Annotated in this window: 13 protein-coding genes; 9 read left to right on the top strand and 4 right to left on the bottom strand. The window is 33.4% G+C overall.

The features are described from left to right. Nucleotides 1–95 precede the first annotated feature (95 nt). Nucleotides 96–1,724, top strand: coding sequence for an L-glutamate gamma-semialdehyde dehydrogenase (gene pruA / locus BN863_RS02485; RefSeq protein WP_038527089.1), 1,629 nt, complete (start codon nucleotides 96–98; stop codon nucleotides 1,722–1,724). 117 nt (nucleotides 1,725–1,841) lie between these two features. Further along, a complete protein-coding gene (locus tag BN863_RS02480) occupies nucleotides 1,842–2,963 on the top strand; it encodes a lactonase family protein (protein WP_242404065.1) in 1,122 nt (373 codons plus the stop codon). Here BN863_RS02480 and rsmG read toward each other — a convergent pair whose 3' ends face one another. Next, complete coding sequence (rsmG, locus tag BN863_RS02475; protein WP_038527084.1) at nucleotides 2,964–3,593, bottom strand: 16S rRNA (guanine(527)-N(7))-methyltransferase RsmG; 630 nt, start codon at nucleotides 3,591–3,593, stop codon at nucleotides 2,964–2,966. Nucleotides 3,594–3,729: 136 nt separating this feature from the next. Between rsmG and BN863_RS02470 the strand changes: the two genes are divergently transcribed. Both BN863_RS02470 and BN863_RS02465 read left to right on the top strand, forming a co-directional pair. Beyond that, nucleotides 3,730–4,830 carry a fatty acid desaturase family protein gene (locus BN863_RS02470; protein WP_038527081.1) on the top strand — a complete coding sequence of 367 codons (1,101 nt, stop codon included), beginning with the start codon at nucleotides 3,730–3,732 and terminating at the stop codon, nucleotides 4,828–4,830. A gap of 13 nt (nucleotides 4,831–4,843) precedes the next feature. Further along, nucleotides 4,844–6,031, top strand: a complete 1,188-nt coding sequence (locus BN863_RS02465; protein WP_193363888.1) for a pyridoxal phosphate-dependent aminotransferase — start codon at nucleotides 4,844–4,846, stop codon at nucleotides 6,029–6,031. Between the two features lie 91 nt (nucleotides 6,032–6,122). On the opposite strand, the gene BN863_RS02460 is transcribed toward BN863_RS02465, so the two are convergent. Both BN863_RS02460 and trkA read right to left on the bottom strand, forming a co-directional pair. Next, entirely contained in the window at nucleotides 6,123–7,616 is a 1,494-nt protein-coding gene (locus BN863_RS02460) for a TrkH family potassium uptake protein (RefSeq protein ID WP_038527078.1), read from the bottom strand. Between the two features lie 3 nt (nucleotides 7,617–7,619). After that, nucleotides 7,620–8,969 (bottom strand): Trk system potassium transporter TrkA, encoded by a 1,350-nt coding sequence (gene trkA, locus BN863_RS02455; protein WP_038527075.1) that lies wholly within the window; start codon nucleotides 8,967–8,969, stop codon nucleotides 7,620–7,622. 136 nt (nucleotides 8,970–9,105) lie between these two features. Between trkA and ubiE the strand changes: the two genes are divergently transcribed. Continuing rightward, nucleotides 9,106–9,834, top strand: coding sequence for a bifunctional demethylmenaquinone methyltransferase/2-methoxy-6-polyprenyl-1,4-benzoquinol methylase UbiE (gene ubiE / locus BN863_RS02450; protein ID WP_038527072.1), 729 nt, complete (start codon nucleotides 9,106–9,108; stop codon nucleotides 9,832–9,834). Between the two features lies 1 nt (nucleotide 9,835). Beyond that, nucleotides 9,836–10,627, top strand: coding sequence for a type IX secretion/gliding motility protein PorT/SprT (gene porT / locus BN863_RS02445; RefSeq protein WP_038527069.1), 792 nt, complete (start codon nucleotides 9,836–9,838; stop codon nucleotides 10,625–10,627). Here the strand turns inward: porT and BN863_RS02440 are convergent. After that, on the bottom strand, nucleotides 10,614–11,348 hold the full coding sequence (locus BN863_RS02440; RefSeq protein ID WP_038527066.1) for an RNA methyltransferase: 735 nt from the start codon (nucleotides 11,346–11,348) through the stop codon (nucleotides 10,614–10,616). The two genes, porT and BN863_RS02440, sit on opposite strands and share 14 nt — an antisense overlap. Nucleotides 11,349–11,454: 106 nt before the next feature. On the opposite strand from BN863_RS02440, the gene tamL reads away from it, so the two are divergent. From tamL to accD, 3 genes are all read left to right on the top strand, one after another. After that, on the top strand, nucleotides 11,455–13,986 hold the full coding sequence (tamL, locus tag BN863_RS02435; protein ID WP_038527064.1) for a translocation and assembly module lipoprotein TamL: 2,532 nt from the start codon (nucleotides 11,455–11,457) through the stop codon (nucleotides 13,984–13,986). Between the two features lie 132 nt (nucleotides 13,987–14,118). Further along, entirely contained in the window at nucleotides 14,119–15,186 is a 1,068-nt protein-coding gene (fbaA, locus tag BN863_RS02430) for a class II fructose-bisphosphate aldolase (RefSeq protein ID WP_038527061.1), read from the top strand. 235 nt (nucleotides 15,187–15,421) lie between these two features. Then, a complete protein-coding gene (gene accD / locus BN863_RS02425; RefSeq protein WP_038527058.1) occupies nucleotides 15,422–16,279 on the top strand; it encodes an acetyl-CoA carboxylase, carboxyltransferase subunit beta in 858 nt (285 codons plus the stop codon). Nucleotides 16,280–16,418: the final 139 nt, after the last annotated feature.

Raw genomic sequence — 16,418 nt, 5'->3', positions numbered from 1 at the left:
TAACTCCTTTTTAGGAATATATATCACCTCTTTTCCGCCTAAAAAAACGTAACTTTGGTTCAAAGCTTAACATTAATTTTAAACTCTAAATCAATATGGGAAAAGGATTTTTCAACACACCAATCGCTATTAACGAACCTGTAAGAAGTTATGCTCCTGGTAGCCCAGAACGTGAATCTGTTCTAGCTGCTTACAAAGAGCTTTTTAATAGTAATGTGGATGTGCCTTTATATATAAACGGAAAAGATGTAAAAACCGGAAACACGAGAACCATGTCTCCGCCTCACGATCACAAACATGTAGTTGGTCAATATCATTTAGCAGAAAAAACTCATGTTGAAGAAGCAATATCAACTGCTTTAGAAGCTAGAAAAGCATGGTCTCAAATGCCTTGGGAACACAGAGCTGGAATTTTCTTAAAGGCTGCCGAACTTATTCAAGGGCCATACCGTGATAAAATTAATGCAGCAACAATGATTGCGCAATCTAAAACCATTCACCAAGCGGAAATTGATTCGGCTTGCGAATTAATAGATTTTTTACGTTTCAATGTACAGTTCATGACAGACATCTATCATGACCAACCAGAAAGCACAAGTGATGCTTGGAACAAAATTGAATACAGACCATTAGAAGGATTTACTTATGCAGTAACGCCATTTAACTTTACAGCTATTGCAGGAAATTTACCTGCTTGTATGGCACTAATGGGAAATGTTGTTGTTTGGAAACCTAGTGACAGCCAAGTATTTTCTGCAAAAGTAATTATGGATGTTTTTGAAGAAGCAGGTGTGCCTGCTGGAGTTATTAACGTTGTATTTGGTGATGCCGAAATGATTACAGATGTTGTTATGTCTAGTCCAGATTTCTCTGGTTTACACTTTACAGGCTCTACATATGTATTTAAAGAGCTTTGGAAAAAAATTGGAAATAACATTCACAACTACAAAACATACCCTAGAATTGTTGGAGAAACTGGTGGTAAAGATTTTATTGTTGCGCATAAAACAGCAAAACCAAAACAAGTTGCTACAGCAATTGTAAGAGGTGCCTTCGAATTTCAAGGACAAAAATGTAGCGCAGCTTCTCGTGCATATATTGCAAAAAGCATTTGGAAAGAAGTCAAAGGTTACGTTATAGAAGATGTAAACTCATTTAAACAAGGCTCTCCAGAAGACATGTCTAACTTTGTAACAGCTGTTATTCATGAAGGGTCTTTCGATAAATTAGCAAAATATATAGATCAAGCTAAAGCTGATAAAGACGCAGAAATCATAGTTGGTGGTGGTTACGATAAGAGCAAAGGATATTTTATAGAACCTACTGTTATCCTTACTACAAATCCGAATTACACTACAATGAGTACAGAACTTTTCGGACCTGTAATTACTATTTATATATACGAAGATGATGCCTATAGTGAAACCTTAAAATTAGTTGACGAAACTAGCGAATATGCATTAACTGGCGCCATCTTAGCACAAGATCGTTACGCTGTAATAGAAGCAACCGATGCATTACAAAATGCTGCAGGAAACTTCTACATTAACGACAAGCCTACAGGTGCCGTTGTTGGAATGCAACCTTTTGGAGGAGCAAGAGCTTCAGGAACTAACGACAAGGCTGGAAGTCCACAAAACTTATTACGTTGGATTTCTCCACGCATGATTAAAGAAACATTTGTAACACCTACAGATTATCGCTACCCGTTCTTAGGAGAATAACATAAATTAAGAATTACATTTAAAAACCTGTCTAATTTTTTAGACAGGTTTTTTTATGCTCTGTATTTTTCTTAGACAGAATTATTCTTATTTTAGTTGCTTAAATAAATGAAACCCATGAGAATATTATTATCAATTATAAGTCTATCCTTCTGTTTATTGGTTAGTTGTGATTCAAAAAAATCAACACCAAAAGCAGAGACCATCAGCTATCCATTCTTTGTAGGAACCTATACGACTAAAGACAGTAAAGGGATTTATAAATACGAATTAAATGAAGATGGCACTTTTAAAGAAATCGGACTTCAAGCCATTACAGAGAGCCCTTCATTTATAAGTTTATCTGCAGATAAAACGCATCTTGTTTCTGGAAATAAATTAGACCCAAAAAACGGTACTTTATCTTCTTTTAAAATTCAAGGCGATTCATTGATACCTCAAAACGTAATGGATTCTGGAGGCGTTAATCCATGTCATGTTACCATTAATAAAGACAATTACGTATTAGCTTCTAACTATGTAAACGGTTCTCTTGGATTACTACATTTAAATGAAGAAGGGCTTTTAAGCAACGTATTAAACGTACAACAACATACAGGAAAAGGCATAACACCTAGACAAGAAGGACCACATGCCCATTCCTCTTATTTTGTACCAAATAGTGACGAAATTATCGCTATAGACTTAGGAACTGACCAGTTATGGTTTTATAAAATAGACAAAGAATCTAACACGCTTCAGCCTAGCGAACCAAAAGTTTTAAATCTACCTGAAGGTGCAGGACCAAGACACTTAACATTTCACCCCAATAACAAATGGATTTATGTTTTAAACGAACTTAATAATACGGTTTCTAAAATTGAAAGATTAGGAGAGCATCAATACGAATTAAAGGAAAGCATTACCACAATACCAAAAGATTTTACAGAAGCGTCTTACGCAGCAGATATACACATATCGTCTGACGGGGAATTTGTATACATTTCAAACCGCGGACATAATAGCATTGCCATTTTTAAAACAGATAGTGATGATGGTTCACTAACACTATTAGGATTTGAATCGACTAGAGGTGATTTTCCAAGAAACTTTTCATTATCCCCTAACGAAGACTATGTTATAGTTGCCAATCAGCACACAGATAATTTAGTGTCATACAAAAGAGATGCTAAAACAGGATTATTAACATTTGTCGACGAAATTAAATCGCCAACACCATCATGCATCCTGTTTCAGTAATTACCCTTTATATTTAATAGGAAGATGTACTATTTTTTTGGTATCAAAAAAGTCTTCTTCAAAATAATCATTTAAATCATAAATAGAAACGGTTTTATAGTCTTGAAGTTCTTCGGTTAAATCGCCACCTTTAAGATATATAATTCCGTTTTTTAATTCGTTTTGTTGGGTTTTAGCTATTTTACCCTTCGTCCAATGCACAAATGTTGGCATAGCAGCTACCGCACGACTTACAATAAAATCGTATTTATCATCAATTTCCTCTACACGACTATGGGTTACTTTTACATTAGTTAAACCTAAACCTTCAACGACTTCGGTAACTACTTTAAGTTTCTTAGCGATACTATCAACTAAATGAAAAGAACACTCGGGAAACATGATTGCTAACGGAATTCCAGGAAAACCTCCCCCAGTTCCAACATCCATTAATTTCGATCCATCTTTAAATGAAATTAGCTTGGCAATACCCAAAGAATGTAAAACATGACGCAAATATAATTCGTCTATATCTTTTCTTGATACCACATTAATTTTCAAATTCCAGTCTTGATATAGACTTTCTAATTTCTGAAACTTAGAAATTTGGTCGTCTGTTAAATCTGGGAAGTACTTTAAAATAAGTTCCATTTCATTTTATTTTTGGCAAAAATATGCTTTTTAATGCCATTTTTTTATGATTTAAATAAGAAGTTACGCCGCTTTATTAATTATCTTTGTCCAAAATAGCAACCTCCTAATTTGGTAGTTGTTAAATAAATAATTTATGAGTAATCAAGTATTATCGTTTTCACGTAAGGACCCAGCTAAATTTTTTAGAACCCTGAATAAACGTGTGAACGAATATTTTAAAGAAAACAACATTAAACGTACAGGGAACTGGAAATTATGGGTTAAAACCATAATTATGTTTACTATATTTTTAGCCCCTTACTTTTTAATTCTAACCATAGACATCCCGCAATGGGCTCAATTACTGTTAACTATAGTAATGGGAATTGGAATGGCAGGTGTTGGAATGAATGTGATGCACGATGGTAATCATGGCGCCTTTTCTAACAAAGATTGGGTAAATCGTTTAATGGGAAGTAGTATTTACATTCTTGCAGGTAACGTGTACAATTGGCAAGTACAACATAATGTATTACACCACACGTACACTAATATTCATGGTCATGATGAAGATTTAGAAGCAGGACGTGTATTGCGTTTTTCAAGACATTCCGAATGGAAATGGCATCATAAATTTCAACATTACTATTCTGTTTTGTTATACGGTTTATTGACTATAAACTGGGCCATTACTACCGATATTAAACAAATGAAGAGTTACATGAAACGTAAGCTATCTTACGGAAAATTCCCTAGTCCGATAGCGAATTGGAGTAAATTAGTTATTTCAAAAATAATTTATGTAAGTATTTGGATAGTAATTCCAATGGCTGTATTAGATTTGGCATGGTGGAAAATATTATTAGGTTTCTTTATCATGCATTATACTGCAGGATTAATTTTAAGTGTAGTTTTTCAATTAGCACATGTTATGGAAGAAGCAGAAATGCCTCTACCTGAACAGGATGGTACCATGAAAAACACTTGGGCTATTCACCAGCTAAAAACTACAGTTAATTTTGGGGCTAAAAGCAGAATTATTAACTGGTATACTGGTGGATTAAATCACCAAGTAGAACACCATATTTTCCCTCATATTAGCCATATTCACTATACTAAGATTGCTGAAATAGTTAAAGAAACAGCTAAAGAATTTAATTTACCATACAACGAATATAAAACGACCCGTAAAGCAATCGCTGCTCACTTTAAGTATCTACGACAAATGGGCATGAAACCAGTTTTACAATCTTAACCATTAATTACAAATGAACCCACTTTCAGACAGAATTACAAGTCTGCCAGCATCAGCTACATTGGCAATGGCAGCAAAAGCACGCGAATTAAAAACTCAAGGAATTGATATTATCGGATTAAGTTTGGGAGAGCCAGACTTTAACACGCCAGATTATATTAAAGACGCGGCTATTCAAGCAATTAACGATAATTATAATTCTTACTCTCCAGTAGATGGTTATGTTGAATTAAAAGAAGCGGTAATTACGAAATTTAAACGTGATAACAACTTAACATACACACCTGCACAAATTGTAGTATCTACAGGTGCTAAACAATCTATTGCAAATGTTGCACAAGTATTGTTAAACCCAGGAGATGAAGTATTATTACCAGCTCCATATTGGGTAAGTTATTCTGCAATTGCTACATTATGTGAAGCAACTTTTAAAGAAATCCCTTCATCTATTGAAGATGATTTTAAAATTACACCAGCACAGTTAGAAGCTGCTATTTCTCCTAAAACGAAAATGGTATTTTTTAACTCGCCTAACAACCCTAGTGGAACAATTTATACTGAAGCAGAATATCGTGCTTTAGCTGAAGTTTTAGAAAAATATCCAAATATCTATATCCTTTCAGACGAAATTTACGAACACATTAACTACGGCACAAAACACTTTAGTTTTGCTGCTATTCCTAGTATGTACGACCGTACGATTACTGTAAATGGTGTTGCAAAAGCATTCGCTATGACGGGTTGGAGAATTGGATACATAGGAGCTCCAGACTGGATTGCTAAAGCGTGTACTAAAATGCAAGGTCAGATTACATCTGGAACGAACTGTATCGCACAACAAGCTACAATTACAGCTTTAAACGAATCTCCAGAACGCATACAGTTTATGGTTGATGAATTTAAAGTAAGACGTGATTTAATCTTAGATTTATTAAACGATATCGACGGATTTAAAACAAATATTCCTGATGGTGCGTTTTATGTATTTCCTAACGTATCTGCATTTTTCGGAAAAACATTAAGAGGAAAAACAATTAACAATGCCACAGATTTCTCTCTATATTTATTAGAAGAAGCTCACGTAGCAACTGTAACAGGAGAAGCTTTCGGAAACTCAAACTGTATCCGTATTTCTTATGCAGCGTCTCAAGACACTATTAAAGAAGCTTTAAAACGTATTAAAGAAGCGGTTACTGCTTAATAATACATTTTTATAAAACTTAAAAGCCACTATTTATGATAGTGGCTTTTTTTTTATTTTTTACGAGTAAAATTTTAAATAGTTTTAAACCCTATCTATTCCGCCAAAAGAAAGGCGTTAACAATACAAGTACAGTAAACAGCTCTAAACGCCCGATAAGCATTAAGAAACTACACCACCATTTCCCGAAAGCAGGTAAAGCTGCATAATTGGTTACAGGACCAAAGTTACCCAAAGCAGGACCAACATTTCCTAGACTAGAAGCCGATAAACCTACTGCCGATTCAAAATTAATACCTAGCATAGAAAACACTAAAGCTCCTATTATAAAGGACAACATATATAAAATAAAAAAAGCTAAGACATTAAATACAATATCTCCAGAAACTGCTTTCGTATTATAACGTACAGGCAATATAGCATTAGGATGTAAAGAGCGTTTAAATTCCATAAATCCGTTTTTAATCATTATTAAATGACGTACTACCTTTACACCTCCTGCAGTACTTCCTGCAGATCCACCTAAGAACATCAATCCGAAGAAAAACACAACTAAAAAATGTGTCCATAATGTATAATCGGCAGAAACGAACCCAGTAGTTGTAATTATAGATAACACTTGAAACAAACCATGCCTGAAGGCGCTTTCTGCCTGTCCCCAAACCATTGGATGTGTTATGGTTGACATACTTAAATCGGCTCTAAAATAAATAATTAAGGCAACAATCGCCGTAAAAATAGCAATGAACCAACTGTACAGTTTAAATTCTTCATCTTTAAATATTTTCTGTATTTTTCCTTTAAAAGCAAAGTAACTTAATACAAAATTTGCCCCTGCTAGAAACATAAAGAAAATAATAATGTATTGAATAATTGGCTGATGATTCCAATAAGCAACACTTGCATTTTTAGTTGAAAAACCTCCTGTAGATAAGGTTGCCATAGCATGATTTATAGCATCAAAAAAGGTCATTCCAGCCAACCATAATAATAAGGTTTCAGCTAGTGTATATCCAAAATAAATTAACCAAAGTCGTTTTGCGGTATCTGTAATTCTAGGGTGTAATTTATCGCCACTTGGGCCAGGGGCTTCAGCAGCAAAAAGCTGCATACCTCCTATTCCCAATAAAGGTAAAATGGCAACTGCTAGCACAATAATTCCCATACCTCCTATCCAGTGCGTTAAACTTCTCCAAAATAAAACACCATGTGGAATAATTTCAATATCATGTATAATTGATGACCCTGTGGTAGTAAAGCCTGACATGGTTTCAAAGAAAGCATCGGTAAAATTAGGAATACTTTGCGTTAAAATATAAGGCAACGTTCCAGACAAGGTCATAACTAGCCACCCAAAGGTTACTACAACATAACCTTCACGTTTATTCATTTCTTTTGTATGATCTTTTGTTGCTAACATAACAACAGCTCCAATCATTATTGGAATCATTCCAGCCATGAATAATTTAATAGTCACACCATCATCATACAGCAAACTAACCAATGAAGATAACAGCATAAATCCACCATTAAATAATAGAAGTACGCCTAAAAAATGAAAAATAATTTTATAATTAAGCTTCATATCTTATCGGAAAAGTTTTTCTACTTGTTTTATAGATTGTGGTAAACAGCAAACCACTACACGGTCTCCTTCGGTAATTCTAAAATCTCCAAGAGCAATAATACCATTTCCATCTCTAATAATTCCTCCAATAATTGCAGATCGTGGAAAATCTATATCTTTAATTATTTTATTACAAATTAACGATTTCGACTTTACCTTAAACTCCAATAATTCGGCGTGCATATTGTTTAGCTTTGTCATAGCTACAACATCACCTTTTCTTATATATCTAAAAATATTATTGGCAGCCAATAGTTTTTTATTGATAAGCGTATCGATACCTATAGATTGCGACAATTCGAAATAATCCATGTTTTCCACTAAGGCAATCGTTTTTCTAACACCTTTAGATTTCGCAACCAAACACGACATAATATTGGTTTCAGAATTACCTGTTACCGCAATAAACGCATCCATATCGCTAAGATTTTCTTCTTCAAGTAAATCTACATTTCTTCCATCACCGTTAATTACTAATACTTTTGGTAATTCGTCTGCAACATCAAAAGCACGTTCTTTATCTTTTTCAATCAGTTTAACACGTGTAGAAGAGTTGCTTAAATCGCGAGCGGCTTTAAATCCAATTTTACTTCCGCCTAAAATCATTACATTTTTAACTTCTGTATGTGTTCTTCCAGATAATTTACAAAGTTCTTCTGCTCCGCCTTCCGAAGTAATAAACACCACATTGTCTCCTTGTTTAAAAACCGTATCTCCTCTAGGGATAATAGTATACTGGGTTCCAAAACGTTGAATTGCAATAGGTACAAAATGTATTTCTGGAAAAATCTGGGCAGCTTCTTTTACTGTTTTACCAACAAAAGTCATTCTACTAGATAAGTTTAAGCCTAGCATGGTTAGCGCACCACCTTCAAACTCGTAACTATCATTAAAAGCAGACTGGTCTAAAAGCAATTTAATTTCTGATGCTGCTAATGCTTCAGGAGAAATTAGCTCATCAATTCCGAATTTAGTAAAACCAACTTCTTCTTTATGATTAATAAATTCGGTATTAGAAATTCTAGCTATCGTTTTTTTAGCACCTAATTGTTTTGCTAAAACACAAACGGTAATGTTAGTCGTTTCGGAAGATGTAACAGCAATAACAAGGTCACTTTCTGCGACTCTAGCATCCTTTAAAATAGAGATAGAAGTAGAATCTCCTTTAATAACTTTAATATCTAAATGTGTATCGGCTTTTGTTAAACTATCCTTATTTACATCTATTAAAGTAATTTCTTGAGCTTCGTAAGATAAAAGTTTAGCTAAATGAAACCCAACTTCACCAGCGCCTGCAATGATAATTTTCATGTGTGGTATGTCCTAAAAAGTAAAACAAAGATACTAGAATTTATAATTCTTGTATGCTTTTACAATTAATATAATTATTTGTTTTCAAGTTTCCTAATGCATAGTGAATAACTTATATTTGCTGAAAATTTTTGATTTGACAAAAGTAAATCCATATAAAGACAGCGACCTTGGTAAGAAGGAGCAAGTCACTAAAATGTTTGACAATATCTCAGGCACTTACGACGATTTAAACCGTGTAATTTCTTTTGGTATAGATATTAAATGGCGTGAAAAAGTGGTTGAGCTTGTTAAGAGTACCAACCCGAATTCTATTCTAGACATTGCAACAGGAACAGGAGATTTGGCTATAAATTTAGCTAAAACTAATGCTGAAAAAATTGTAGGGCTAGACATAAGTCCAGGAATGCTTGATGTAGGGAAACAAAAAATAAAAGCTAAGAATTTAGAAGGTACCATTGAAATGATTTTAGGTGATTCTGAAAACATGCCGTTTCCCGATAATGCTTTCGATGCGATTACAGTGGCTTTTGGTGTTAGAAATTTTGAAACTTTAGAAAAAGGTTTGGCTGAAATTTTGCGCGTATTAAAACCAAACGGGATTTTTGTGATTTTGGAAACTTCGGTTCCTGTAAAAACACCTTTTAAACAAGGCTATAAGTTATATACCAATAACATTATGCCCGCTATTGGAAAACTGTTTTCTAAAGACAAAAGTGCCTATAAATATTTAAGTGATTCTGCAGCAGTTTTTCCTCATGGTGAAGCACTGAACAATATTTTAAGAAAAACGGGGTTTATTAATGTTAAAGATTTCCCACAAACATTTGGAGTCGCTACCATTTACACATCATCTAAACAGTAATATGAAAAAACTAGTTGTAATTGTATTTTTTATTCTGATTTCTCAATCAAGTTTCGCCCAATTATTTAGTCGTGAACGTATTTTGAATAATGAGAATTTCGATAAAGATAGATTTAGTTACGGCTATTTTCTAGGTTTTAATAATTACGGATTTGATTTTGAATATAATGAAGAAATAAATGATGAAAACGGTAGAGATGTCACCGATATTCAAATAGAAAAAAGCATAGGTTTTAGTGTAGGATTACTCGGAAACATGAGGATTAATGATTATTTCGATTTACGTTTCGAACCAGGTCTTTACATTACCACTAGAAATTTACGTTATAATAAGTATCACTTTCAAGGTTATGAAACCACAGGTACAAATGGAAACAATTTCACTTATGATACTTACGACTTTGATGAAGATCCAAACGGCATACTAGATAGAGAAGTAAAATCGACATATATCCATCTACCTCTTTTATTAAAATTTTCAGCAAAACGTATAAACAACTTTAAGCCTTTTATTGTTGGAGGTCTATCTATGTCTTTAAACTTAAATAGTAACGAAGACAATTTAGAAGACAACCATTCGGGGCAATTCAGAATGACAAAACACACCTATTATTACGAAATAGGTGCTGGTATAGATTTCTATTTACCATACTTTAAATTCACACCATCTATTCGAGGAGTATTCGCTATGAACGATGAGTTAGTTCGTGACTATGATCCTGATAGTCCCTGGACTGGCAATATATCTAGTATGAAAACGCAAGGTATTTTTGTAAACTTTACATTTCAATAGACCGGCGTTTAAACTCACTTAACAAAATAGATGTTGCAGTAGCTACGTTTAAACTTTCCGTTTCTTTTAGCTCACCGAATCGTGGAATAGCAATTTTTTCAGTAATTAATGCTTCAATAGTTTTAGACACTCCATTTGCTTCATTGCCCATTACTAGTACCCCCGTTTCCGAAAGATTTTTGTGTGTATAAACATTTTCTCCTTCCATAAATGCGCCATAAATAGGAACATCTATTTCCTTTAAAAACGATTCTAGATCTAGATAGTTAATATTTACTCGCGTAATAGACCCCATTGTAGCCTGAACAACTTTTGGGTTAAAACAATCTACCGTGCCTTTATTACATATTAAATTATGTATACCAAACCAATCGCATAATCGAATAATTGTACCTAAATTTCCGGGATCACGAACATCGTCTAATGCTACGCAAAGTTGAGAAAGGTCTATAGGTTTTGATTTCGGAATTTCGAAAACAGCAAGCGCTTGATTTGGTGTCGTTAAAAAGCTAACCCGTTTTAAATCGGTTTCAGAAATAAGCGTTTCTTTAGTCGATTCCAGATTAAAAGGTTCGGTAGCGTATACATGTTGTAGTTTTAAGTCGGATTGCAACAATTCTTTAATTGTCTTAATCCCCTCAGCCACAAACAAATTGGACTCTACTCTATGCTTTTTAAGTTTTAATTTATTAATTAATTTTATTTGATTTTTTGATAACATTCAAATAATGTATTTTTGATTTTGTAAGCAACTTTTTTACGTGCTCTTAAATTAGATTGCAAACATAAAACAAGTCTTTTAAACGTTTTTAATTTCTAAAATATACTTGAAACAAAGGTTCTCAAAAATAGTATTATTTATTTTAATAACAGGTTTAATTACGGCATGTAATTCTATTAAAAACGTTAGCGAAGGAGAGCGTCTGTTAGTAAAAAACACGATTTACGTAGATAGCGTTCGTAATACTTCAGAACAAATAGATAATTTATTATATCAGGAGCCAAACAAGACCATGTTAGGTCTTCCTATACGATTATACATTTATAATTTAGCACGTCCAAACATCGATTCTATAATCGATACGCATTTAAACAAAACAGCAAAACATCGCGAACGTTTAGAACGTTTTTTATCTAAAAAACAGTTATCCCAATATATTAATTCTAGAAAAAGTCTAAATGCTTGGCTTAAAACAACTGGTGAAGCACCTTCTATAATTAACGAACCTCGCGCTATAAAATCTGTTAAGCGTTTAGAAGATTATTATATCAATAATGGTTGGTTTGATGTCAGCGCAAGCTACGACACCATACTAAAACCAAAACAAAAGGTTGAAATTGCATATCATGTAAACCGAGGAACACCATATAAAATCGACAGTATTTCTACCAAGATAATGTCTCCCGTTGTCGACTCGATTTACAATCAGAACAAAAGACGTTCTTTTATAAAAAAAGGAGAACGCTATACTACAGATAATTTTAAATCGGAGCGAGATAGAATCACTTCAAACCTAAGAAATAATGGTATTTATCAGTTTAGTCAAGACTATGTTATTTTTCAAGTTGACACTGTTGAGACTAATAAAAAAATGAATGTTGAAGTTCAAATTAAAAACTATAGCAGTAGTCGTAATGCCGATTCTATACAAAATGGCCCTTTTAAAGTTTATAAAATTAAAGATGTAAATATTTACACCGATAATTCTCATGAAAGCAGAGAGTACTCCATTAAGGATACTATAAAATATAACGGTTACAACTTATATAGCGTTCAAGACAAAATTGCTTATAAACCAAAAGCACTTACCGATGCCATTTTTATTAGCCCTGGAAATATATTTAGAGATATAGATCGTACACGTACCTATAAACACTTGAGTGAATTAAAGACATTTAGGTATCCAGATATTAATTATATAGAGAATCCAGATACCACACTTACGGCAAATATTTTTTTAACGCCACTTAAGAAATTTAATTTAGACTATAGCTTAGAAGTTTCGCAGAGTAACATTCAAATTATAGGTTTTACAGTATCGTCAAGTTTATTAGCTAGAAATATTTTTAAAGGTGCTGAGACTTTAGAATTATCAGGATTTGCTACTATTGGCGCATCAGATGATGCTGCGGATGATAAAGATAAATTTTTCGATATTAATGAATTAGGAGCTGATTTAAAACTCACAATACCAAGAATATTTTTCCCTATAAATACCGACAGTTTAATCCCTAAAACAATGTCGCCTACCACCCGAATAGGACTATCTATAGCAAGTCAGACCAATGTAGGACTAGACAAACGTTCATTTACAGGTTCTTTAAATTACAATTGGAGACCCAAACGAGGAATAACTCAAGCACTAGATTTATTTAACGCGCAATACGTTAGAAACCTTAATCCGGACAACTATTTTAATGTGTATAGCACATCTTATGATACTCTTGATGATATAGCCCATGACATAGATTATATTCCTAGCGATGAAGATTTATCTATTCCAGATGGTACTAATGAATTTATAGACGAAGTTTTAAGCGATAATCCGCCAAATGGCATTTCTGATGACGATATACAAACGGTTAACAATATCGATGAACGTATGATTCGTTTAACAGAAAATAACCTAATTGTATCTAGTGCATATTCCTTTATTAAGGACAGTCGTAGAAACCCATCCGATGAAGATTTTTTCATTTTCAGATTTAAGTTAGAATCTGCTGGTAACCTACTCGCTCTAGGGTCTAAACTTTCTAATAGCCAAAAAAACGAAGACAATCAATACGAATTATTTAATGTAGCCTATTCACAATTTATAAAGACGGAGTTCGATTACACAAAACACTGGGATTTAGGACACCAAAACATATTTGCTATTCGCGCTTTTTTCGGAATCGCAATACCTTATGGAAATTCAAACAATATCCCGTTTGCAAAAAGTTTCTTTGCCGGTGGTGCTAACGACAATCGTGCTTGGACCGCTTACGATTTAGGACCAGGAAGCTCACAAAGTAATGACGATTTTAACGAAGCTAACCTTAAATTAGCACTAAATATGGAACATCGTTTTAATGTTTTCGAAGATTTATACGGGGCCCTTTTTGTAGATGTTGGTAACATTTGGAACGTTTTCGATAATGTAGATGATGAATTTGCAACTTTCGATAATTTTAGCTCACTTAAAGACACGGCTATAGGAACAGGATTTGGGCTACGTTACGATTTTAGTTTTTTAGTTTTTAGATTTGATATCGGATTTAAAACCTACGACCCTTCTTATTCTGAAGGCGAAAGATGGTTTAAAGATTATAATTTTGGAAATGCCGTTTATAATGTCGGAATTAACTATCCGTTCTAAATACATTTTAAATTAAAAAAATACATCGTTTGCGCAGATTTTGGGTTAGTTAAGCCCCTAAAAACTTAAAAAAAACACTTAAAAGTATTACATTTGGTAATAATCAACATTCACAATAAATAAAAAATAACTATGGGACACAATATTAAACCTGGAGTTGCTACCGGGAAAGAAGTACAAGAAATTTTTAAACTTGCTAAAGAAAAGGGATTCGCTCTTCCAGCTGTAAATGTAATTGGATCTGATACTATTAATGGTGTTCTAGAAACTGCAGCAGCTCTAAACGCTCCTGTAATTATTCAATTTTCTAACGGAGGTGCCGTTTTTAATGCTGGTAAAGGATTAAGTAACGAAAACCAAAAAGCAGCAGTAGCAGGTGCTGTGGCAGGTGCAAAACACGTTCATGAATTATCTGTAGCCTATGGCGTACCAGTTATATTACACACAGACCATTGTGCTAAAAAATTATTACCTTGGATAGACGGTATGTTAGATGCTAGTGAAAAACATTTTGCTGAAACAGGAAAACCATTATTCAGTTCTCACATGATTGATCTTTCTGAAGAGTCTTTAGAAGAAAACATGGAGATTTGTAAATCTTACCTAGAGCGTATGAGCAAAATGGGTATGACTTTAGAAATTGAATTAGGTATTACTGGTGGAGAAGAAGATGGTGTAGATAATACAGATGTAGACGATTCTAAATTATACACTCAACCAGAAGAAGTAGCTTACGCTTACGAAGAGTTAAGTAAAATAAGTGATCAATTTACAATTGCAGCAGCATTTGGAAATGTACACGGGGTTTACAAGCCAGGTAACGTAAAACTGACTCCAAAAATTTTAAAAAATTCTCAAGAATATATCTCTAAGAAATATGGTGTAGGACATAATCATATCGATTTCGTTTTCCATGGTGGATCAGGTTCAACTGTAGAAGAAATTAGAGAAGGAATTAGCTACGGTGTAATTAAAATGAATATCGATACAGACATGCAATATGCATTTATGACAGGTATTCGTGATTATATGAAACAAAACGAAGCCTATTTACAAGCACAAATAGGAAATCCAGATGGTGCAGATTCTCCAAATAAAAAATATTACGACCCTAGAGTTTGGCTAAGAAAAGGTGAAGAAACCTTTGTAGCACGCTTAAAAAAGGCATTTGAAGATTTAAATAATGTAAACACATTATAAAAAAATCGTGGCGTTTTGCTGTTATTAAAAACAAAATTTTAATTTTGGCAAGAATATAGTTTAGTAAAAAACGGAGATGCTTAATTATTATTACTCTCTAAATTTCTGCTATATTTACATAACATTCAGTCTAACAGACATAAAGAAACTTATTTTTTTATGTCTGTTAGGAAAACGCTAAACGAAAAAATTTTGAAGTACATTTAGTGCCTCAGAATAAAAAATAGAAATCAATATGTCTTGGTTTAAAAGAAAAACAAAAGGTATTACTACCACCACCAACGAGAAGAAGGACACCCCTAAAGGCCTTTGGTATAAATCTCCAACTGGAAAAATAGTAGATACCGATGAATTAGAAGAAAATTTTTACGTGAGTCCTGAAGATGGATATCACGTTAGAATAGGAAGTAAAGAATACTTCGAAATATTATTCGACGACAATACGTTTAAAGAATTAGATGCTGATCTTACTTCTAAAGATCCACTAAAATTTGAAGACACTAAAAAGTATCCAGACCGTTTAAAAGCTGCTCAAGATAAAACCAGACTTAAAGATGCTGTAAGAACAGCAGTTGGTAAGTCTAAAGGGAAAGACATCGTTATAGCCTGTATGGACTTTAGCTTTATCGGAGGTTCAATGGGAAGTGTTGTTGGAGAAAAAATTGCACGTGCTGCAAACTATTCTATAAAAAACAATATTCCACTCATGATTATCTCTAAATCTGGAGGAGCTCGTATGATGGAAGCTGCACTATCTTTAATGCAATTAGCTAAAACTTCGGTTAAACTAGCACAATTAGCAGATGCAGGAATTCCTTACATTTCACTTTGTACAGACCCAACTACAGGAGGCACAACAGCCTCTTTTGCAATGTTAGGCGATATTAACATTAGTGAACCAGGAGCTTTAATAGGTTTTGCAGGCCCTAGAATTGTAAGAGACACGACAGGAAAAGAACTTCCTGAAGGTTTCCAAACGGCAGAATTCTTATTAGAACATGGCTTCCTAGACTTCATTACACACCGTAAAGATTTAAAAAACAGAGTTAACCTATATCTCGATTTAATTACAAATCAACCTGTAAGGGCTTAAATACAAAAAGAGACGTAATCGTCTCTTTTTTTTATCCTCTTTATAAAAGATTGTCAATATAATATTTAAATGATATAATATTACTATATTTGCCGCTTGGAAGAAAAGCTTCCATGTACATAAAAATCATTTAAATAAA

The organism is Formosa agariphila KMM 3901, assembly GCF_000723205.1.
In the GTDB taxonomy this organism is placed as follows: domain Bacteria; phylum Bacteroidota; class Bacteroidia; order Flavobacteriales; family Flavobacteriaceae; genus Formosa; species Formosa agariphila.
Note: the sequence above shows the minus strand (reverse complement) of the source record. Positions and strands in the feature narration are given on the sequence as shown.